Annotated in this window: 25 protein-coding genes; all 25 read left to right on the forward strand. The window is 41.7% G+C overall.

Annotated features, from left to right (window positions below):
- Positions 1 to 2 precede the first annotated feature (2 nt).
- Entirely contained in the window at positions 3 to 1,334 is a 1,332-nt protein-coding gene (gene fliI / locus R2B77_RS03905) for a flagellar protein export ATPase FliI (RefSeq protein ID WP_203246584.1), read from the forward strand.
- Positions 1,331 to 1,783 (forward strand): flagellar export protein FliJ, encoded by a 453-nt coding sequence (gene fliJ, locus R2B77_RS03910; protein WP_203246224.1) that lies wholly within the window; start codon positions 1,331 to 1,333, stop codon positions 1,781 to 1,783. Before fliI ends, fliJ begins: the two co-directional genes overlap by 4 nt.
- A gap of 4 nt (positions 1,784 to 1,787) precedes the next feature.
- Entirely contained in the window at positions 1,788 to 2,396 is a 609-nt protein-coding gene (locus R2B77_RS03915; RefSeq protein ID WP_203246225.1) for a MotE family protein, read from the forward strand.
- Between the two features lie 33 nt (positions 2,397 to 2,429).
- The gene (locus R2B77_RS03920; protein WP_203246226.1) at positions 2,430 to 3,716 is read left to right on the forward strand and encodes a flagellar hook-length control protein FliK; all 1,287 of its coding nucleotides are present in this window, start codon (positions 2,430 to 2,432) and stop codon (positions 3,714 to 3,716) included.
- Between the two features lie 2 nt (positions 3,717 to 3,718).
- Positions 3,719 to 4,390, forward strand: coding sequence for a flagellar hook assembly protein FlgD (gene flgD, locus R2B77_RS03925; RefSeq protein WP_203246227.1), 672 nt, complete (start codon positions 3,719 to 3,721; stop codon positions 4,388 to 4,390).
- Positions 4,391 to 4,409: 19 nt separating this feature from the next.
- Positions 4,410 to 4,793 (forward strand): TIGR02530 family flagellar biosynthesis protein, encoded by a 384-nt coding sequence (locus tag R2B77_RS03930; RefSeq protein ID WP_203246228.1) that lies wholly within the window; start codon positions 4,410 to 4,412, stop codon positions 4,791 to 4,793.
- Positions 4,794 to 4,879: 86 nt separating this feature from the next.
- Positions 4,880 to 5,770, forward strand: a complete 891-nt coding sequence (flgG, locus tag R2B77_RS03935) for a flagellar basal body rod protein FlgG (RefSeq protein ID WP_203246229.1) — start codon at positions 4,880 to 4,882, stop codon at positions 5,768 to 5,770.
- A 171-nt stretch (positions 5,771 to 5,941) separates the two neighbouring features.
- Entirely contained in the window at positions 5,942 to 6,163 is a 222-nt protein-coding gene (locus tag R2B77_RS03940) for a flagellar FlbD family protein (protein WP_203246585.1), read from the forward strand.
- Entirely contained in the window at positions 6,153 to 6,581 is a 429-nt protein-coding gene (gene fliL / locus R2B77_RS03945; RefSeq protein ID WP_203246230.1) for a flagellar basal body-associated protein FliL, read from the forward strand. Before R2B77_RS03940 ends, fliL begins: the two co-directional genes overlap by 11 nt.
- Before the next feature lie 45 nt (positions 6,582 to 6,626).
- Positions 6,627 to 7,625: a flagellar motor switch protein FliM gene (fliM, locus tag R2B77_RS03950; RefSeq protein ID WP_203246231.1), complete on the forward strand. Its 999-nt coding sequence runs from the start codon at positions 6,627 to 6,629 to the stop codon at positions 7,623 to 7,625.
- Complete coding sequence (fliY, locus tag R2B77_RS03955; protein WP_212391173.1) at positions 7,618 to 8,805, forward strand: flagellar motor switch phosphatase FliY; 1,188 nt, start codon at positions 7,618 to 7,620, stop codon at positions 8,803 to 8,805. Before fliM ends, fliY begins: the two co-directional genes overlap by 8 nt.
- 19 nt (positions 8,806 to 8,824) lie before the next feature.
- Positions 8,825 to 9,187 (forward strand): response regulator, encoded by a 363-nt coding sequence (locus R2B77_RS03960; RefSeq protein WP_203246233.1) that lies wholly within the window; start codon positions 8,825 to 8,827, stop codon positions 9,185 to 9,187.
- A 6-nt stretch (positions 9,188 to 9,193) separates the two neighbouring features.
- Complete coding sequence (locus R2B77_RS03965) at positions 9,194 to 9,910, forward strand: flagellar biosynthetic protein FliO (protein WP_203246234.1); 717 nt, start codon at positions 9,194 to 9,196, stop codon at positions 9,908 to 9,910.
- On the forward strand, positions 9,903 to 10,568 hold the full coding sequence (gene fliP / locus R2B77_RS03970) for a flagellar type III secretion system pore protein FliP (RefSeq protein ID WP_203246235.1): 666 nt from the start codon (positions 9,903 to 9,905) through the stop codon (positions 10,566 to 10,568). Before R2B77_RS03965 ends, fliP begins: the two co-directional genes overlap by 8 nt.
- Before the next feature lie 11 nt (positions 10,569 to 10,579).
- Positions 10,580 to 10,849, forward strand: a complete 270-nt coding sequence (gene fliQ, locus R2B77_RS03975) for a flagellar biosynthesis protein FliQ (protein ID WP_203246236.1) — start codon at positions 10,580 to 10,582, stop codon at positions 10,847 to 10,849.
- A gap of 4 nt (positions 10,850 to 10,853) precedes the next feature.
- A complete protein-coding gene (gene fliR, locus R2B77_RS03980; protein ID WP_203246237.1) occupies positions 10,854 to 11,630 on the forward strand; it encodes a flagellar biosynthetic protein FliR in 777 nt (258 codons plus the stop codon).
- A 1-nt stretch (position 11,631) separates the two neighbouring features.
- Positions 11,632 to 12,714: a flagellar biosynthesis protein FlhB gene (gene flhB, locus R2B77_RS03985; RefSeq protein WP_203246238.1), complete on the forward strand. Its 1,083-nt coding sequence runs from the start codon at positions 11,632 to 11,634 to the stop codon at positions 12,712 to 12,714.
- Positions 12,715 to 12,879: 165 nt separating this feature from the next.
- Positions 12,880 to 14,910 carry a flagellar biosynthesis protein FlhA gene (gene flhA, locus R2B77_RS03990; RefSeq protein ID WP_203246239.1) on the forward strand — a complete coding sequence of 677 codons (2,031 nt, stop codon included), beginning with the start codon at positions 12,880 to 12,882 and terminating at the stop codon, positions 14,908 to 14,910.
- Positions 14,910 to 16,022: a flagellar biosynthesis protein FlhF gene (gene flhF, locus R2B77_RS03995; RefSeq protein WP_203246240.1), complete on the forward strand. Its 1,113-nt coding sequence runs from the start codon at positions 14,910 to 14,912 to the stop codon at positions 16,020 to 16,022. The genes flhA and flhF overlap by 1 nt, the downstream gene beginning before the upstream one ends.
- Positions 16,012 to 16,881, forward strand: coding sequence for a MinD/ParA family protein (locus R2B77_RS04000; RefSeq protein ID WP_203246241.1), 870 nt, complete (start codon positions 16,012 to 16,014; stop codon positions 16,879 to 16,881). The genes flhF and R2B77_RS04000 overlap by 11 nt, the downstream gene beginning before the upstream one ends.
- Position 16,882: 1 nt before the next feature.
- Complete coding sequence (locus R2B77_RS04005) at positions 16,883 to 18,031, forward strand: protein-glutamate methylesterase/protein-glutamine glutaminase (RefSeq protein WP_203246242.1); 1,149 nt, start codon at positions 16,883 to 16,885, stop codon at positions 18,029 to 18,031.
- 13 nt (positions 18,032 to 18,044) lie between these two features.
- A complete protein-coding gene (locus tag R2B77_RS04010; RefSeq protein ID WP_203246243.1) occupies positions 18,045 to 20,087 on the forward strand; it encodes a chemotaxis protein CheW in 2,043 nt (680 codons plus the stop codon).
- A gap of 16 nt (positions 20,088 to 20,103) precedes the next feature.
- Positions 20,104 to 20,571 carry a chemotaxis protein CheW gene (locus R2B77_RS04015; protein ID WP_203246244.1) on the forward strand — a complete coding sequence of 156 codons (468 nt, stop codon included), beginning with the start codon at positions 20,104 to 20,106 and terminating at the stop codon, positions 20,569 to 20,571.
- Positions 20,561 to 21,193: a chemotaxis protein CheC gene (locus tag R2B77_RS04020; RefSeq protein ID WP_203246245.1), complete on the forward strand. Its 633-nt coding sequence runs from the start codon at positions 20,561 to 20,563 to the stop codon at positions 21,191 to 21,193. Before R2B77_RS04015 ends, R2B77_RS04020 begins: the two co-directional genes overlap by 11 nt.
- A 1-nt stretch (position 21,194) precedes the next feature.
- The gene (locus R2B77_RS04025; RefSeq protein WP_203246246.1) at positions 21,195 to 21,689 is read left to right on the forward strand and encodes a chemotaxis protein CheD; all 495 of its coding nucleotides are present in this window, start codon (positions 21,195 to 21,197) and stop codon (positions 21,687 to 21,689) included.
- Positions 21,690 to 21,761 lie beyond the last annotated feature (72 nt).

Below are 21,761 nucleotides of genomic sequence, written 5' to 3' on the forward strand. Positions count from 1 at the left end.
CGATGAAAAAAGCGGAGGAGCTAACCGACTTTATACCAAAAGTGAAGACTTTTAAAAAGTTTGGTCGTGTTGCCCGCGTTGTCGGTCTCATGATTGAGTCACAGGGCCCGGAGAGCTCTATCGGAGACGTCTGCCTAATCCATTTGAATACATCTAGCAAGGGTGATTCAATCATTAAGGCAGAGGTCGTAGGCTTTCGGGAAGAAATTGTTATCCTAATGCCTTATATGAATGTTCGCGATATTTCAAGTGGCTGCCTCGTCGAAGGTACAGGCAAACCGCTTGAAGTGAAGGTCGGTATGAATCTAATTGGGAAAGTGCTAGATTCAATGGGGAACCTCATTGACAAAAGCCCACTACCAAAAGGTTTGACGACTGTACGAACAGAACAGGATCCTCCGAATGCGTTAACGCGCCCACCGATTGACGAAAAGCTATCAGTTGGTGTGAAAGCAATAGATGGTATGCTTACGGTCGGAAATGGTCAGCGTGTGGGGATTTTTGCTGGATCGGGTGTCGGGAAAAGTACTTTACTCGGTATGATTGCACGCAATACAACCGCAGATATAAATATTATCGCGCTTATCGGAGAACGGGGCCGTGAAGTTCGTGAATTTATCGAACGCGATCTTGGACCTGAGGGCATGAAAAAGACCATTGTCGTTGCTGCAACTTCAGACCAACCTGCCCTTATGCGCATTAAGGGAGCATACACAGCGACTGCGATTGCGGAGTATTTTAGAGACAAAGGGATGAACGTCATGCTCATGATGGACTCTGTCACCCGAATTGCTATGGCGCAGCGTGAAATTGGATTAGCTGTTGGAGAGCCACCCGCTACCCGTGGCTATACACCATCTGTTTTTGCGATACTTCCTAAAATACTGGAGCGTACCGGTACGAATGAACATGGTGCGATTACAGCGTTCTACACTGTTCTCGTTGATGGTGATGATATGAATGAGCCGATTGCTGATGCAGTCCGAGGGATTTTAGACGGTCATATCGTCTTAGACCGGACGCTGGCAAATAGGGGACAATATCCCGCAATCAACGTTTTGAAAAGTGTCAGTCGGTTAATGAACCATATTGCTGATCCAGAGCATGTAAAAGCGGCGGAAAGATTACGTGATTTGTATTATACGTATAGTAAATCTGAAGACCTCATTAATATAGGCGCTTATAAACGAGGCACGTCGAAAGAAATCGATCAGGCTATTGAATACGAGCCGCTTATTACAAACTATTTGAAGCAAGGCTTTAGGGATAACATTTCAATGGCTGATAGTATAGAAGAACTTATATCACTCGGTATAGGAGGCGGTGCAACGTGAAGGCCTACCAGTATCGCTTTGAAAAAGTGTTGATGTACCGTGAACAAGAAAAAACAGAAACCGAAATCGAGTACAAAGAAGCGGTTCAAGCATTTGAAATTGTGGCCACTCAGCTTTATGACCTGCTGAAAAAGAAGGAAGATACGCTTTTAGAGCAAGTAGAAAAGATGGAAGTTGGTTTTTCAGTTAATGAGATTCATCACTATGTTCGCTTCCTTGAAACCCTTGAAAAAAGGATTGCGGTGGCACAACAGCAAGTTATGCAAGCCCGTTCAAAAATGACTTGGTTCGAGGGGAAGCTGCTGGAAAGAACGCTTGAAGTGCGTAAGTTTGAAAAAATGAAAGAAAAAGATCATGAAAATCATCGTACTGAAATGGAACAGCTGGAAGCAATCCAGCTTGATGAATTAGCAACGTTGAAGTTCCGTAGAAGAGAAAACGGGTGGTAATGTGGTGAAAAAATCAAAAGAAATAAATACAATACCCGAAGAGACGAGTGAAAAAAAGGCTGGGATATTCCAAATTCTTTTGCTTTGGATATTCATCCCGCTGCTCTTTATATCGGCTGTCCTACTCATCCTTGCAAAGTTTGCAGATATCAATGTATTTGACAAGGCAAAAGAATGGACCGAGACACTTCCTTTCGTAAGTGAGAAAAAAGAGGAAGATACGGGTGCTGATAATCTTGTCTTGGAAGAACGCGTTGTGTCGTTACAAGCGGAAATTAAAGAAAAAGAAGCTGAACTGTTCAAGCTGCAAAGTGATTTTGACAAATCAACCGATGAGCAGGATAAGTTGTTAGTTGAACAGCAGAGGCTAGTCGATGAAATTGCCCGACTGACTAACGAACAGGATGATACTAAAAAAGAATTTAAAAGTATCATTACAACTTATGAGCAAATGTCTGCAAAATCGGTAGCGCCAGTCATTACAGAAATGGCAGATACGGAAGCCATTCGTATTTTAGCAAACTTAAAACCGGACATTTTAGCTGCGGTACTTGAGAAGATGGCACCGGAAGACGCTGCCAAGTATACGACATTAATGACAGGTGAGCAATAACGTATTTACCTAAACTTGAAGGGAGGTGAAAGAGTGAATATCGCAGCAATACAAGCTATGCCAGGTCAAAATCTACAAACACCATCGAATGGTGTGCAAAGTGGTCAAGCATCAGCCGGAACGTTTGGTTCAGTTTTCGGAAGTGCAGTTGCAGCTGGAAATGCTGTTATTGTTCCAGTTGAACAGCAGCCCACTGCACAGGTTTCTAATGACTCTATACAAGCTATCTTAAATGCGCAGTCAGTTGAAGAACTGGAAGTGGCTTTAAAAGAACTAGGTAGTGATGGAGTATTAGTTTCCATGCTCAATGTAGGTAGCTTGGAAGAGGTAGCAGGTTTATTAAACATTGAGCCAAAGCAATTGATGGACAGCATTTTATCACTGTTGGAGAAGGCGGGACTTAGTCAAGAGGAGCTCACGGAAGTGGCTTACTCAACTGATTTTTGGACTGTGTTGAATGCAGTTGATAAAGTAGCACCACAGTTTTTTGCTCAATTGTCTGACGAACTGGCAGGCAAGGGGGAACTATCGAAACAACAGGCAGTTGACTTGTTAACAATATTGAAAACAGTCTCGTTAATTGCACCTAAAACTGACTTATTAGTGAAACAAGAGCAACAGGTTTTTTCATTGCAAAGTTATCTTGTTGCAGCAGCAGGACAATTCGAAGAAACGCTTAATGCTAACAGCACGACCAAGCTAGATATGCTACAGTTCATGGATTCGAAGTCGGCAGTCCGTTTTGTCATTCAAACAAATCCAGGGCAATCACAGACAGATGATGAATCGGCTAACAAAAATGCTGAGCCATCTCAGCAAGTTTCAACAAATGTGGCTAATGCAGTAACAGTGCCTAAAGGCGAATTTACGATTACTGAAGCAGAAAATCGTAACAATGCCGCACGTAACGAGGCGTTAGTTCGTGAAATGCAAACTGTCTTCAAACGAGCTAATTTTGGTCAAACTGGCGGAACGAATCGTTTACTCATTAAATTGTACCCAGAACATTTGGGACAAGTTCGTATTGAATTGCTGCAAGTGAACGGTATTATGACCGCGAGAATACTTGCATCCACGGCATTAGGAAAAGAAATGCTCGATAGTCAGCTAAATCAGCTTCGACAAGCGTTCCTACAGCAAAACTTACCAGTAGAACGAATCGATGTTTCTCAAACATTGCAAGATACAGCAAGAAATGATCGCGAGCAGGGCTTCAATCAGCAGTTTAAACAGGATGGTCAAGAAACTAACGATCGGCAAGAGCAAAACGATGAAGAACAATTAACATTCCAGGAATACATGATTGAGTTGGAGGTGTAAAAATGGCCATAGAAGGACAAAAGCCGATTAGTAGCAACGATTATCTTATCAACAAACAGCGCGATGAGCGTAAAACAGGCGATGGAACGTTGGGAAAAGATGACTTTATGAAGCTACTCATCACTCAATTACAGAACCAGGACCCTACGAATCCGATGAAGGATAATGAGTTTATTGCCCAAATGGCGCAGTTTTCAGCACTTGAACAGACGATGAACCTATCTAAGTCATTCGAAAAGTTCGCTGAAGCACAAACGCAAGCACAAATGATTCAGTATACGAGCTTTGTTGGGAAAAATGTTACTTGGCATGAGTTAAAGCTAGATGATCAAGGCAATCCCATTAAAGGCGAAGATGGTAAGCTAGAAGTTGAAGAAGGTACGAATCAAATTGTGTCTATCAAGTATGAAAATGGCGATGTCAAATTCATCTTAGACAATGATAAAGTGATAACACCAGGTAACATCTCAGAAGTGAAGACGGATGGTGCAGGTGGAACAAATAGCCTTGTTGAAGCTAGTGCGCTAATAGGTAAGACAGTAGGGTATATGGACGGTGAAGAAGAAAAAACGGGTAAAGTTATTTCGGTTTCAAAAAAAGGTGGAAAACTGGAGTACATCTTAGAAGGGGACATCCGTGTTGAAGGCAAAAACTTCACTTCAATAAGTGAATAACTAAGAACGGAGCGATTGTATGGACAAACTGAATTTCCATCGCATTCCATCGCAACCGCTTATTCGCCCGGGGCAGCCACAAGTAGCAGCAGCATCTAGCCCTAAGCAGTCATTTATCGAGCATTTAAACAATGCACTACAGCCAGCAACGCTTAAAATAAGCAAACATGCAGCTGACAGGTTAATGGAACGCAATATCCACATATCAGATGCCGAATGGGCACATGTGACGGATAAGGTGAATGAGGCAAAATCCAAAGGAATAAGAGAATCGCTTGTATTGATGGACCAAGCAGCACTAATTGTGAGTGCAAAGAATTCAACGGTTATAACAGCGATGGATCGCGCAGAAGCAAAGGACCAATTATTTACGAATATCGACGGCACAATTGTGCTCAGCTAACATTTTGGCAGGACCGTAAAGGATGCCAACGAGCCGCGGACTGATTGAAGCGGCTACACTCAAAACCGAGAGGGGAAAATTATTTTATGTTACGCTCAATGTACTCAGGTATCTCAGGTCTACGAAACTTCCAAACAAAACTAGACGTTATCGGGAACAACATTGCCAACGTTAATACTTATGGATTTAAAAAAGGACGAGTTATCTTTAAAGATTTGATTTCGCAGACAGTTGCGGGGGCTTCAGGAGGTAATGATTCTCGCGGTGGGGTCAACCCAAAACAAGTAGGGCTTGGATCACAAATATCTGCAATTGATACGATTCATACAGGTGGTTCAACTCAATTTACAGGAAATACACTTGACCTTGCGATTGCAGGAGATGGTTTTTTCCAAGTCGGTGAGATGGATGGTACTGGTGTTGGTGCTACCCTCGGCAATATTCAATATACAAGAGCCGGAAACTTTTATATGGATAAGAGCGGATATTTAGTAGATGCAAGTGGGAAGTATTTAGTGGGTGTTGAGGGGTCAGGAACTTATGCTTCGGCGACGGCGGATGATACAATTGCTCCACCAACAATAGCGGATCCACCAGTGTATACACAAATTTTGATTCCAACAACTGCACAAAGTATGAGCGTTGCACAAGATGGCGCGGTATCATTTGTTGATGAAGATGGTTTTCTAAGATATGCCGGACATCTTGTCATGGCGAAGTTTCCAAATCCAGGTGGGATGCAAAAGGTGGGTGGTAACTACTTCCAACAATCTCCGAACTCGGGAGAGAAGGTAGTGAATATCCCAACCCAAGGTGGTATCGGGGACGTCGAATCCGGTTTCCTAGAAATGTCCAACGTTGACCTTGCAGAAGAATTCACTGAAATGATCGTTGCACAACGTGGTTTCCAAGCGAATACACGTATTATCACAACATCTGATGAAATTCTACAAGAGCTTGTGAACTTGAAACGATAACTAGATTAGTTGAATAGATGAATATCAAAAGTAACTAAGCAAAGGCGCCTTAAAGGGGGAGCTGAAGTGGATTCAATGGTATTCTTTATTTCAAAATATGACAATTAAACTACCATAGCTGTTACTAGAAAAGGAGGGTCGGGCCGGCTCTTGAAGCCCGGCCCCTTACATATGATTCAGGTTACACGCTTGAATGGCAGTACGTTCACCTTGAACGCGCTGTACATAGAGAAAATTGAGTCGTTCCCTGATACGACCATCACGCTTACAACAGGCTCCAAATATGTAGTCCTCGATAAGGCTGAACTTGTTAACAGCCGGATTATCGAATTTTATAAATCGGTTCAGTTGCTATCAAATCCGTTTATCCGAGGTGAAGAAGATGAAGAATAAAGTATTGACAATTGCGCTTATCATTCTAGTATCTATTACACTAATTGGTGTCATTGCACTCATTCTCGTTATGCAGTTGAACAAAGGTGATGCAGGTCCATCAGAACCGACAATTGAAGAAATTATCGAGAACTCGGTGGACATTGAAGAAATTACAACAAATTTAGTTGGTAAACAATTTATCCGTATTTCCTTAAAAATCCAAACGGATAACGTAAAGGCAGCGGATGAATTGTCGAAAAGAGATTTTCAGGTGAAAAATATTTTGATTCAAGAACTATCTGAAATGACGCCGCAGGATTTAGAAGGCAAAGCCGGTAAACAAGCACTAGAAGATTCGATAAAATCACAATTGAACCCACTTATGCAGCAGGGTGAAATTCAAAAGGTCTATATCGTTTCACACATCATTCAATAACGAAAAAAGCACATTGTACGAACCCTAATGCGAGGAGGTGACCATATGGCCGGCGATATTTTATCCCAAAATGAGATAGATGCACTTTTGTCCGCATTATCGACAGGAGAAATGTCTGCAGAAGACATGAAAAAAGATGATGAACCCAGGAAGGTTAAGGTGTATGATTTTAAGCGTGCCCTCCGATTTTCCAAAGATCAGATTCGAAGTTTAACACGAATTCATGAAAACTTTGCGCGACTGTTAACGACCTATTTTTCAGCGCAGCTGCGGACATACGTTCAGATTAATGTCGCATCAGTCGACCAAATTCCATTCGAGGAATTCATTCGGTCGATTCCTAATATGACGCTCATTAATATTTTCGAAGTACCGCCACTAGATGGTAACATCCTAATGGAGGTTAACCCGAATATTGCTTACTCGATGCTCGACCGCCTTATGGGAGGTGTCGGGACAAGTCCGGGGAAAGCTGATAACCTAACTGAAATTGAAACGAAAATCATGACGAACTTATTTGAAAGATCCTTTGATAACTTACGCGAAGCATGGTCTGGTATTATTGACATTGATCCGTTCCTAACGGAGATGGAAGTCAATCCACAGTTTCTTCAAATGATATCGCCAAACGAAACGGTGGTCGTTATTTCGTTCAATATCATGATTGGTGAATCGAGTGGGATGATTAATATTTGTATTCCACACGTTGTGTTAGAGCCGATTGTTCCTAATTTGTCGGTCCGCTATTGGATGCAGTCAAATAAGAAAGAGCCGACGCCTGAACAAAGTGTTGTGCTTGAAAAACGTTTGAAAAAAGCACCTTTACCTGTCGTTGCTGAGCTCGGAAACGGTCAGCTGACGATTGAAGATTTCTTGTATTTACAACTTGGGGATGTCATTCCACTTGATCGTAAAATTGACGCGCCGCTCGTCGTAAAAGTCGGCGATATACCAAAATTCATAGCGCAACCAGGACATCTAGGGAACAGAATGGCTGTGCAGATAATTGACACAATGATAGGAGGGGATGAAGATGATGAGTGATAATATCCTTTCGCAGGAAGAAATCGAAGCATTACTGCGAGGTGAGCCTATTGAGGCTGAAGATTCCACCGTCTCGTCCACCGAGAGTATGGTGACAGCTGATTATTTGGATGAGATAGAGCAGGATACACTAGGTGAAATCGGTAATATTTCCTTCGGAAGCTCGGCAACGGCATTGTCTGCATTGCTCGGACAAAAAGTCGAAATTACAACACCAACAATTTCGGTTGTTCACAAAGAAGAGTTGGAAGCTGAATTTATCCATCCGTATGTAGCTGTTAAAGTGGAATATACAGCAGGTTTAAGCGGTATGAACTTGTTTGTTATTAAGCAAAATGATGCGGCTATCATTGCAGACCTTATGCTCGGTGGAGATGGAACAGAACCGGATATGAATCTTGGGGAAATCCATTTAAGCGCAGTACAAGAAGCGATGAATCAAATGATGGGTTCGGCGGCAACTTCTATGTCGACGATGTTCAATACAAAAGTGGATATATCTCCACCAACTATTGATTTATTAGATATAGAATCTGACCGTGGAAGAGAATTAATCCCACAGGATGAGTTATCCATTAAAGTGTCATTTGCATTAAAAGTCGGCGAGCTGATTGATTCTAATATTATGCAGCTACTGCCGTTAACATTTGGTAAAAACTTAGTCAATACTTTACTGAGTGGGGGAGCTGAAGAAGAAGCCGCAGCCGTCGCTGAAATGGCACCGCCAATTGCACAGCCGGAGCCTACTATGCAACAACCTGTACAACAACCGGCTATGCAGCAGCCTGCTTATGATAATACGCAACAACAATATGCACAGCCTGCACCACAGCAACAGATGCGTATGCAGCAGCCACAAGTAAATGTTCAACAGGCACAGTTTGCTAGCTTTGAAAGTCCTTCGCTGAATCCTTCAGAAACGAATAACTTGAATATGCTTCTTGATATTCCGTTACAAGTGACTGTTGAGTTGGGGAGAACAAAACGTTCCGTTAAGGAAATTTTAGAAATGTCTAGTGGTTCAATTATTGAATTAGACAAGCTTGCAGGTGAACCAGTTGATATACTTGTTAACAATCGCCATATTGCCAAAGGCGAAGTAGTTGTCATTGATGAGAACTTTGGTGTTCGGATCACTGATATTGTAAGCCAAGTAGACCGTTTAAATAATTTACGATGAAATCGGGAGGTAATTGGGAATGAGTAAACGTATTTTAATAGTGGATGACGCTGCATTTATGCGCATGATGATTAAGGATATTTTGACAAAAAACAATTTTGAAGTAGTGGGAGAAGCAGCAGATGGTGCACAGGCTGTTGAGAAATATGAAGAATTAAAGCCTGATCTTGTCACAATGGATATTACAATGCCTGAAATGGATGGTATTGCTGCACTAAAAGCGATTAAAGAAAAAAATCCTTCAGCCACAATCATTATGTGTTCTGCAATGGGGCAACAAGCGATGGTTATCGATGCGATTCAAGCAGGTGCAAAAGACTTTATCGTTAAGCCTTTCCAAGCAGATCGCGTGATTGAAGCTATTGAAAAAGCATTAGGATAATTGACGATGATAGTTACAACTGCAAAAAAGTATTTGTCAGCATTCCTTTTGACAATTCTTCTCGTACCACAACTCGTCATCATACCTGTCCAAGCACAAGAAGATCCGAACAAATCTGTCTCGGACTACTGGGATACGGATAAGGAAAGTAATACAGAAAAAGAAAATGACACAGAAATAAATCTTGAACCCGATACCGATGAGCCAATTGCCGACCCAGCATCTCAAGGGGAGGCAGTTGGTTCGTCAGCGGGTGACTACATAAAAGTAATGGTAGCATTGCTATTCGTTGTCGGCTTATTATACGGACTACTTAAATTGGTCAATCGAAAAAATCGCTTATATGATAAAAATCGTTTCATGAAAAATATGGGTGGAATTTCACTTGGACAACATAAATCAATTCAGCTCGTTATTATCGGAGATTCGTACTATTTAGTAGGAGTCGGAGATGATATTCGTCTGTTGAAAGAAATTACAGACCCTGCCGAGATTAGTAAACTCGTCGAATTTTACAAAGGTGACGATATGGAATTACCAGTAGGAATGCTGAGCCGATTACTAGGAAAGCTGCCAGGTATATCGTCGAAGGACTCAACGACTCAAACGAAGGAGTCAGCTGATTTTGGTGATCTATTCAAAACTAAACTCGATGAGATGAAAGAGGAGAGGAAACGGCATATTAGCCGCTTGACAGAAAAGGAGCGAAACGAAGATGAATGATTTCGTTCAGTTTTTTTCGGACAGTGATGCGGCGAACGTATCGACATCTATTAAAATGATGCTCCTTTTGACAGTCTTATCGCTTGCACCAGCCATTCTTATTTTAATGACTTCCTTTGCACGCATTGTCATTGTTCTATCTTTTGTTAGAACGGCTTTGGCGACACAGCAAATGCCGCCAAACCAAGTACTTGTCGGACTAGCACTTTTTCTAACTTTTTTCATCATGGCTCCGACCTTTCAGCAGGTCAATGAGCAAGCGCTAACTCCATTGTTTGCAGATGAAATAACACTCGAAGAGGCTTATGAAAATGCAAGTATGCCTTTGAAGGAGTTTATGAGTAAGCATACGAGACAAAAGGATTTGGAACTATTTTTACGCTACAACCAGGCAGAGGTTCCTGAGTCGCTTGAAGATTTGCCACTGACGATGTTAGTGCCAGCATTCGCCCTCAGTGAAATTAAGACTGCATTCCAAATGGGCTTCATGATTTTCATTCCGTTTTTAGTCATCGATATGATTGTTGCGAGTATTCTAATGTCGATGGGGATGATGATGTTACCACCGGTCATGATTTCATTACCATTTAAAATTTTGTTGTTTGTACTTGTTGATGGTTGGTATCTTATTATTAAATCATTGTTACAAAGTTTCTAGGAGGGGTTAATATGACGATGGAAACAGTTATAGGGTTAGCTGAGAATGCGGTTTGGGTCATCCTTTTGACATCGGGCCCCCTCCTTATCATTGCATTGGGAACAGGTCTTTCCGTCAGTATTTTCCAGGCGACAACGCAAATTCAGGAACAAACACTTGCATTCGTACCTAAAATTATTGCTGTTCTTGTCGGAGTTGTTCTTTTTGGTCCGTGGATGCTAACGAAGGTAACGACATTTGCAGGTGATATTTTTGAAAATCTTATTAGGTATATCGGATGAATAAATGGAAGAGTTAGTTCCTTCATTCGCCGCATATTTACTTATTTTAACGCGTGTTACTGCATTTTTTGTTACAGTTCCATTGTTCTCTTATCGTGCAATTCCTACAACGCAACGAATTATTTTTGGTGCTTTACTAGCATGGGCACTCGTCTACTCAATTGATATTCCTGTGTTAGAAATAGATGGAGTGTTCATTTTGCTTGTCATCAAAGAAGCGGTGACAGGTTTAGCGATAGGGATTATCGCATTTATCATTATGGCAGCGATTCAAGTTGCAGGAGGCTTTATCGACTTTCAAATGGGATTCGCCATTGCGAACGTCATTGATCCACAAACAGGAGCGCAATCGCCGCTACTCGGTCAATTTTTCAACTCACTGGCCATTCTTTTATTGCTCGCATTGAATGGACATCATATGTTGTTAGACGGTATATTTTATAGCTATCAATTCATTCCGATGGATCAGTTATGGCCCGCTTTAGGTGAGGAACGTTTGGCGGAATTTGTTGTACGAACATTTGCGAACTCATTTTTAATTGCCTTCCAAATGTCGATTCCAATTGTGGCGACCTTGTTCCTTGTCGATTTAGCACTTGGAATTACCGCTAGGGCAGTGCCGCAAATGAATATTTTCGTCATCGGATTTCCTATCAAGATTGGCGTCAGTTTTTTGGTGCTAGTCATTATGATGGGTGTTATGGTGCAGATGATGAAAAAGTTATTTGAAGTGATGATTATCGCTATGAGGGACTTGATGATACTAATTGGAGGTGGCTAACATGATGTTACGGCTTGATCTGCAGTTCTTTGCAGGGGAAAAGACCGAAAAAGCCACTCCTAAAAAACGTCAAGATTCTCGGAAAAAAGGACAGGTACTAAAAAGTCAGGATGTTACAAGTGCAATTGTTCTTCTCACTGTGTTTCTTTTTTTGTTTTTTATCGCAGGATTCATGAGGGACCGTTTTTTTATATTTTTCAAGCAGGCATTTATCGAGTATGTGCCACTCGCTCACCTTGATGCGGATAAGGCAATGCTCATTTACGCTGAAGTGCTCGTTCAAATGGCCTTTATATTATTACCTATTATGATTGCTGCAGTTGTTGCAGGCTTAGCGGGAAATTTATTTCAAATCGGCTTATTGTTTACGACAGAGCCGCTAAAATTCGATTTAAAGAAAATTGACCCTATTAAAGGGCTCAAACGTATTTTTTCTATAAGAGCAATTATTGAATTAATGAAATCGGTATTAAAAATATCATTTATCGGTGCAACAACAGTGCTTATTCTATTGGCGAATATTGATAAAGTACTGGCGCTTGCATTTAAAAGCCCTTGGGATGTGATGACAACTGTCGCGCAGTTAGCAGCTCTCATGGGAATTACTGCGGCATTCGTTTTGTTATTCATTTCAATACTCGATTTTTTCTATCAGAAATATGACTATGAAAAAAATCTCCGAATGTCCAAACAGGATATTAAGGATGAACATAAGAACGTTGAAGGAGATCCAATTATTAAATCTCGCATTAAACAACGTCAGCGTGAGATGGCGATGCGACGCATGATGCAGGAAGTTCCACATGCGGATGTTGTCATTACGAACCCGACGCATTACGCAATTGCTTTAAAGTACGATGATGAAAATATGGATGCGCCAATCGTAGTCGCAAAGGGTGTCGATTTTGTTGCCCAAAAGATAAAAATCATTGCAAAAGAACATGAGATTATGATGGTTGAAAATCGACCGTTGGCAAGAGCGATGTATGATGAAGTGGAGATTGGGGGACGTATCCCTGAAGAATTTTTTAAAGCCGTTGCAGAAATATTGGCGTATGTCTATCGCATACAACGTAAAATTTGATTTAGCCAACAAGGAAGGATGTAGTTCAATCCTTCCTACCAGTTGGCTAAAAGCCTCCGGCGGATGTCACAGATTTTGAAAGGAGTGAATTGAGCATGCTCAATTCAAAATCTGGACGCAAATACGCCAAGGCGTATTTGATTAATATAAAAAGGTGGGGATGACATGAAATTAAGAGAAATAGGCGTGCTCGCTGCGGTTATAATGATTGTCGCGATGCTTGTCATCCCGCTTCCAACTTGGCTACTGAGCTTCCTGATTATTATTAATATTACATTAGGTTTAATGGTTTTAATGACATCTATGAATATGAAGGAAGCATTGGAGTTTTCTATATTCCCAACGCTTGTGCTTCTTCTAACATTATTTCGCTTAGGATTGAACGTTTCTACAACGAGAGCAATTCTATCAAATGGTGATGCGGGTGGTGTTGTTGAAACGTTCGGGACGTTTGTAACTGGTGGGAACGTTGTTGTTGGTCTTGTCGTTTTCTCAATCCTCGTCATCATTCAGTTCATCGTTATTACAAAAGGGGCGGAGCGGGTATCGGAAGTTGCAGCTCGATTTACCCTAGATGCCATGCCAGGTAAACAAATGAGTATTGACGCCGACTTGAACGCGGGGATGATTTCCGAAGTAGAGGCACGGACTCGTCGTGAAAAAGTAAGTAACGAAGCCGACTTTTATGGTGCGATGGATGGGGCAACGAAATTCGTTAAAGGGGATGCCATTGCTGGTATTATCATCGTCATCATTAACTTGATTGTCGGAATGATTATCGGAGTAGTCCAAATGGGACTTCCTTTCGGTGAAGCTGCCTTACTCTTTTCGCAGTTAACAGTAGGTGATGGAATCGTTTCTCAAATCCCAGCCCTTTTGATTTCAACAGCAACAGGGATTGTCGTTACACGGGCAACATCAGAAGGGAATCTTGGTTCAGATATTACGAATCAGCTTCTTGGACAAACGAAGTTACTCTACGTAGGTGCTGTAACTGTTCTGTTACTTGGACTTGCGACACCTATCAATGACATGCTAACGATTCCAATTGCGGCTGCACTTGCCATAGGGGCATTTGTTATGTCACGTCAATCTGAGGAAGATCCAAAGGAATTGCTAGAGATGGAAGAGGATACTGAAACAGAAGGAATGAAGAGCCCTGAGAATGTCGTCAATCTTCTCAATGTCGATCCTATCGAATTTGAGTTTGGCTATGGGCTAATACCGCTCGTCGATGCGACGCAAGGCGGGGATTTGCTCGATCGGGTCGTCATGATACGAAGGCAGCTAGCTATCGAATTAGGTCTCGTTATCCCGGTTGTTCGTATTCGAGATAATATTCAATTACAGCCAAATGAGTACAGAATCAAAATAAAGGGAAGTGAGTTAGCAAGGGGAGAACTTCTTCTTGACCATTATCTAGCCATGAGCCCTGGTGGCGATGACTCAATCGAAGGAATTGATACAATTGAGCCGTCATTCGGGTTACCTGCTAAATGGATTGCGGAGGATGTTAAAGAAGATGCAGAAATCCTAGGGTATACTGTTGTCGATCCGCCAAGTGTTGTGTCGACACATTTAACTGAAGTGATTCGTGCCAATGCAGCAGATTTGATTGGGCGTCAGGAAACAAAGCAACTCGTCGATCATGTGCGTGAAACCTTCCCAATTCTTGTCGACGAGTTGACACCGACTCCGTTGTCAATTGGAGAAATCCAAAAAGTATTGGCGAAATTGCTGAACGAACATGTGTCGGTTCGAAATTTACCGATTATCTTTGAAACACTTGCGGATTATTCGAAATATACATCAGATATTGATGTATTGACGGAGTATGTCAGACAAGCGCTTGCAAGGCAAATTACCAATCAGTATGCAGCGTCTGGTCAATCACTCAAAGTGTTAACAGTATCTGGGAAGATTGAGAAAATGATTGCGGATAATATTCAGCAAACCGAGCAAGGAAACTATTTGTCTATCGACCCAGGACATTCGCAAGAAATTTTAGAATCGATCGCGGGTGAAGTAGAGCGTGTTGCGTTGATGGATCAATCACCAGTTGTTCTTTGCTCGCCAGCAATCCGAATGTATTTAAGACAAATAACAGAGCGGTATTTCCCGCAAATTCCAGTATTGTCGTATAATGAGCTTGAAGCAACGATTGAAGTTCAAAGCGTCGGGGTGGTGGATATCTGATGAAAATGAAAAAATATAGTGCAGAAACAATGGTCGAGGCTATGAAAAAAGTACGTACTGATTTTGGTGAAGACGCCATTATTCTTAGTTCTACTGTTGTCAATTCGAAAGGATTTCTTGGTCTTTTTAAAAAGAAGTCTGTAGAAGTTGTTGCAGGCTTTGATGAACCGGCTCCGAAAATGGAAGAACCGGTACTTCCATTTAGTTCGCCACAAATTGTCAGTGCCGATAAAACCTCGGTGGAATTGAAAAAAGAAATGAATGAAATGAAAAAAATGCTAAAGGATATGCAGCAGTCAGCTAGTCACTCTCGTTTACCTGATGAACTAAAGCCAGTACTGTTTCATCTTGAGGAGCAAGGCTTATCTTCGAGTCTTATTACACAAATTGGTGAAGATATATATAATCGGATGAAGGCTGAGAAAAAAGACTTCACATACGAAGAGCAGTTACATATGATCAAAGAGTTTTTAGAAAGGGAAATCAGTGACCTGCCGTTTGGGGGTATCTCTTTCGACAAAAGATTCATAAATGTACTCGGTCCTACAGGAGTTGGAAAAACAACGACTATTGCTAAGATTGCTGCGAGGGCTCTTTTAGAAAATAAGAAAAAAATCGGATTTATAACAACAGATACTTATCGAATTGCGGCAATAGAGCAGCTTCGTACATATGCGAACTTATTACAAGCGCCGGTTGAGGTTGCCTATAATAGCGAGGACTTCGAAAAAGCAATTGCAAAACTTGCTGATCGTGATGTTATCTTCATCGATACCGCGGGCCGAAATTATAAAGAAGTAAAATTTGTAGAAGATTTAACAAGGCTTATTGACTTTTCATTAGATATGGAATCGTTCCTCGTTCTTTCGATGACATCAAAAGAACAGGATATGAAAATAATTATTGAACAGTTCAATCAATTTGCGGTTGAAAAGTTTATTTTCACGAAAATGGATGAAACGAGCTCAATTGGACCACTGTTTAATTTGATGAAAGACTATCGTATTGGCACTGCTTATTATACAGATGGTCAGGAAGTACCTGAGGATATTACCGAAGCGGACAGCGATAAGTTGATTTCTTTACTGCTGAAGGGTGCCTATGATGCGTGATCAGGCAGAAACACTAAGACTCAAAATGTTAAAGTCCAAAGGTGAGCTTTCTAGGTCGATTGCTATTGTCAGTGGAAAAGGGGGCGTTGGAAAATCAAACTTTTCAACGAATTTCGCCCACTCACTTCTTGCAAAAGGTAAGAAGGTTATCATTGTCGATATGGATATCGGGATGGGCAATATTCACATCCTTCTTGGAATGGCCCCACGCTATAGTTTGAAAGATTATTTACTTGGTCAAGAACAACTAATTGAAATTATTAACGAGACACCAGAAGGACTGCACTTCATCTCTGGAGGCTCAGGACTTGAGAATGTATTGGAATGGTCCGAGAGTATGTTCGAACTTTTAATTCAAGCATTTGAGTTTTTACAACAAAGATATGACTTCATTTTATTCGATATGGGAGCAGGGGCAACACAACGTTCGATTGAATTGATTGTGGCGGTCGATGAAATCATTGTCATTTCGACGACAGAGCCAACTTCTATTACAGACGCTTACTCTATGATGAAGTTTATATGTTTGCAAGATCCTGATAAAAAATTGCATATGGTCAGCAACCGTGTTTCGAGGGATGAGGAAGAAAATGAAGCTGTCGTTCGATTACAGTACGCAATGCGGAAGTTTTTGGGGAAGGAGACGACAATTCTTGGTTTTCTTCCAGAAGATCCGGTTGTCCATAAGGCGGTTGTTGCACAAAAACCATTTTTACTTCTATTTCCGAGTGCACCTATTTCGAAGCGAATGAAAATAATCGCAGAAAATTTTGTTGGAGCAAGTTTGGATGAAACGTCCAAACGTGGAGAAGGATTTCTCGGGAAATTGAGAAGCATATTTACGAAAGGACGTGGATGATTTGGGTACAGGCAATCGGAAGAAAGCGCTTGTTGTGGATGATTCAGCGTTTATGCGTAAGCTTATTTCAGATTTTCTTTCGGGGCATCCCGACATCGAGGTAATCGGGACTGCACGTAATGGTCAAGAAGCTGTTGAAAAAGTACGAACTTTAAAACCAGATGTTGTCACTATGGACGTTGAGATGCCTATTATGAATGGCCTTGAAGCCTTGAAGGAAATTATGGACAAACATCCAGTTCCAATTGTCATGCTATCCAGTACAACAAAAATAGGTGCGGAAAATACGATTCTTGCAATGGAATATGGAGCCGTTGACTTTGTCGCGAAGCCAGGCGGAGCAATCTCCTTAAATCTTCATGAGGTGCAAGGAGAGATAGTAGAAAAAGTCATTGCTGCCTTAGGAGTTCGGATGTCGACGCTTACACAAAAGATGCCTAGCCAGCGATTGTCGGCATCGGTTGTACCTAAAGTTGCAAGTAAACAAGTAGAACCGCAAGTGAAAATGCCCTCCTCAGAGAGCCCATCAAGTCCGGTGAAGAGTAGATCGAAGATTAAGATTTCCAAAATGGGTAAGATGTTTGTTATAATAGGCACATCGACAGGGGGACCTCGGGCACTACAGGAAGTTTTGACAGGTCTACCGGCTTCGATTGGCGTTCCAATCCTTATAGTTCAGCATATGCCGCCTGGGTTTACAAAATCGCTTGCGGATAGGTTGGATGGTCTGTGTAATATTCACGTAAAAGAAGCAGAAGATGGTGAACTCCTTGAAAATGGAACGGCATATATCGCGCCGGGGGGAAAGCATTTAAAGATGGAAAAGAAAGGCATGAACTATTTTGTGAAGCTAGATGCCATCGATCCACCCCGTATGGGTCATCGCCCATCCGTTGATGTTCTACTCGAATCAGCAGCAGAAAACACGGATGTGAACTATCTGACCGTCATTATGACAGGGATGGGCTATGACGGGAAAGTCGGGATGGAAGTACTACGCAAAAACGGTCGAACAGTGACAATTGCTGAATCGGCAAAGACATCTGTCGTTTACGGAATGCCAAAAGCCGTAAAGGAAGCTGGACTTACCGATGAAGTGGTGGACTTGCACAATATATCAGAAACAATTTTGGAAATCATAAAGTCTTAGAGGGGGCGTCACGATGGATACAAATCAATATTTAGAAATGTTCATTGATGAGAGTAAGGAACATCTTCAATCTTGTAACGAGCATTTGTTAGAACTGGAGAAAAACCCGCAAGATTTAGCAATTGTCAATGAAATATTCCGATCTGCGCATACGCTAAAAGGAATGTCAGCCACAATGGGCTATGAAGATATAGCCGACTTAACACATATGATGGAAAATGTTTTGGATGCAATTCGTAACTCGAAAATTCCAGTCACAACTGAGATTTTTGATGTTGTTCTTCAGGCAGTTGATTATCTGGAAGAGATGGTTATGGACATCGCATCCGGTGGGACTGGTAAAAAGGATGTTCGTGAGCTCGTAGAGTCACTGAATCGTATTGAGGCAGGCGGTGCTTCTGTTGCTGCTGCAGTTGTTGAAACAGCAGTAACTGTAGTAGAAGAAAAAGTTGCTCTAAGCTATGACGATTATGAAATGACTGTCATTAGCCAATCATTTGAGCAAGGCTTTAACGCACTTGAAATAACTGTTGAATTACGGGAAGATTGTGTGCTAAAGGCAGCAAGGGTCTTCATGGTGTTTGGCATACTTGAAAAAGTCGGTGAAATTGTTAAATCTGAGCCGAAAGTTGAACAACTTGAAAATGAAGAGTTTGCCGAAACCTTTACTGTGGCTTTGATCACAAAAGAAACTCCGGATGTTTTGCGTGGGAAAGTGATGAAAGTATCTGAAGTGGAATCTGTGACAGTTACTGAACTCACAAATGATTACTTAAAAGATGGTAAGCGTGCGAAGGATAATGAGGCAGTGAAAGCTATCGAAACGGGTGTCGCTGTTCAACAAGGGACAGAAGTGAAGAAAGAACCAGCTGGTCAAAAAGGAAAACGAAATACAGGCGTACAATCAGGGAATAAGACAATTCGTGTCAATATTGATCGTCTCGATATTTTAATGAACTTATTCGAAGAGCTTGTCATTGATCGTGGAAGGCTCCAGTCTATTGCAAGTGAGCTGCAGAATCCGGAATTGAATGAAACTGTTGAACGAATGACACGGGTATCAGGTGATTTGCAAAGCATCATCTTGAATATGCGTATGATTCCAGTTGAAACAGTCTTCAATCGTTTCCCGAAAATGGTTAGGCAGCTGGCAAGAGACTTAGATAAAAAAGTGAATCTTGAAATCATTGGTGCTGAAACGGAACTAGACCGTACAGTCATTGACGAAATCGGTGATCCGCTCGTTCACTTAATCCGTAATGCACTTGATCACGGCGTGGAAAGCCCAGCGCAGCGTCTCGCAAAAGGGAAGCCAGAAGAGGGAACTGTTACGCTACGTGCTTATCACTCTGGAAATCACGTATTCATAGAGCTTGAGGATGATGGAGCTGGCGTCAGCCGCGAGCGTGTTGTTGCCAAGGCGATTGCAAATGGCATTGTGACAGAAGAAATTGCGAAAGCAATGACGGATCGACAAGTGGCAGAACTCATTTTAGCATCAGGCTTCTCAACAGCCGAGAAAATTTCGGATGTATCTGGACGCGGAGTTGGTCTGGATGTCGTGAAAAATACGATTGAATCACTTGGAGGTTATATCTCCATAGAGTCGACAGAAGGACAAGGTTCCCTATTCCAAGTTCAATTGCCATTAACATTGACAATTATTTCAGTAATGCTTGTAGAGCTCGAGAAAGAAATATACGCAATTCCATTATCATCGATCATTGAAACGGCAATCATTCAGACTTCAGATATTCTGAGTGCTCATAATCAAAAAGTCATTGATTTCCGTGGCAATATCATACCACTTGTATACTTGAAAGAAATTTTCGAAATGCCAGGACTTGACGAATCTGAGAGCTTCCAGTCAGTCGTAATCGTTCGTAAAGGTGAAAAACTAGCGGGATTAGTTGTTGATTCATTCATTGGTCAACAAGAGATTGTTTTGAAATCTCTTGGTAATTACTTGCAAAGTGTTTTTGCAATATCTGGTGCAACAATTCTTGGAAATGGACAAGTTGCACTGATTGTCGATTGCAACTCATTGATCAAATAGGCGGGAGTGAAAAGTTATGACTGAGATGCTTAATCAGAATGAAATGAAAGTTATTGTTTTCGAACTAATGGACAAAGAATATGCAATTAGTGTGGATGTTGTTCAGTCCATCGAGAAGATGCTGTCCATTTCACGCGTTCCGAAAACCCCGTCTTATGTGAAAGGGGTTCTCAATCTTAGAGGTGTCGTTACACCAATCGTCGATTTACGAGAGCGGTTCGGTCTTGATACGAAAGAGATGGATGAAAGTACAAGAATCATTATTGTTACTTTAGAGGATTATGATGTAGGGCTAATTGTCGACGCGGCGAATGATGTACTTGACATTCCAGCAGAATCAATAGAGCCACAGCCAGAGGTCGTTGGTTCGGTTGAGGTGGACTTTATCTCTGGTGTAGCTAAAGTTGATAAACGACTGCTTGTCATGTTGAATCTGGATAAAGTGTTAGAGCCTATTAAGAGGGTGACTTCAGATGACCTCTGAAAGCCCCATCACGGATATGCATCTTGATGTTCTAAAGGAAATTGGGAATATCGGTGCGGCGCATGCGGCAACGTCTTTGTCACAGCTACTGGATCGCAAAATCGATATGCATGTACCAAATGTGAAGCTCGTATCATTTGATGAAATGTTTGATCTTGCAGGAGGGGCAGAAGCGACTGTAGCAGGTATTTTCCTTCGCATTGAGGGAGATTTATCAGGTAGCATGTTCTTCGTTCTGTCCCTAGAGTCGGCCAATCACTTCATTAGAAGTTTGATAGATGACGAGTCGTTTGATTTTGGAGCCTCCACTCTTCCTGATATAGGTGTGTCCGCTATGCAGGAACTAGGTAATATTCTTTCAGGTTCTTATTTGTCTGCGTTGTCCGACTTCACAGGCTTGAAAATCTATCCGACAGTCCCTTCATTGAGCGTGGATATGGTTGGAGCTATCGTTAGTTTTGGACTGATTGAGGTGTCTCATTATAGCGATGAAGTGATTGTCATTGACACACAGATTCGTGAAGAAGGAGAGAGCGGCAGTACAAGTGTTGACGGTCACTTTTTCTTGCTTCCGGATCCTTCATCCTACATTACGATTTTTAAGTCACTGGGTGTGATGTAGGATGATGGTATTAAAAGAGGTTGTTAGAGTCGGGATTGCAGATATGAATATTGTTAAAGCACCAATGACAATCCGTACATCTGGACTTGGCTCTTGTGTCGGTGTCGTTTTATATGATGAAACGAAGAAAGTTGCAGGTTTGTTACATATTATGCTTCCAGATTCTACTCTCGGCAAATCAAGTCAGCTGAATGTAGCCAAGTTTGCTGATACCGGTATTTATGCATTGATGGAAATGCTAAAAGTAGAAGGTGTCAGGCCGATGTCCCTTAAGGCGAAAATTGCCGGTGGTTCTCAAATGTTCCAATTCGGTTCAAGTGATACGATTCGTATCGGGCCGCGAAATGTGGAAGCAGTAAAAGAGGAATTGAAGCGATTATCTATTCCTATCTTAGCTGAAGATACTGGTGGATCTAGTGGCCGCACGATTGAGTTTGATCCGGCAACAGCGATTCTTAGTGTACGGACAGTTAACCAAGGAACGAAAGAACTTTGAGTAAGTACAGGTTTTACTGTCTTGTTACTGGGGTCTAGACAAAGAAAGTCGGCGGCTGATCGGTTCAGTCGC

Source organism: Sporosarcina beigongshangi (genome assembly GCF_033485195.1).
GTDB classification, from domain to species: Bacteria; Bacillota; Bacilli; order Bacillales_A; family Planococcaceae; genus Sporosarcina; species Sporosarcina beigongshangi.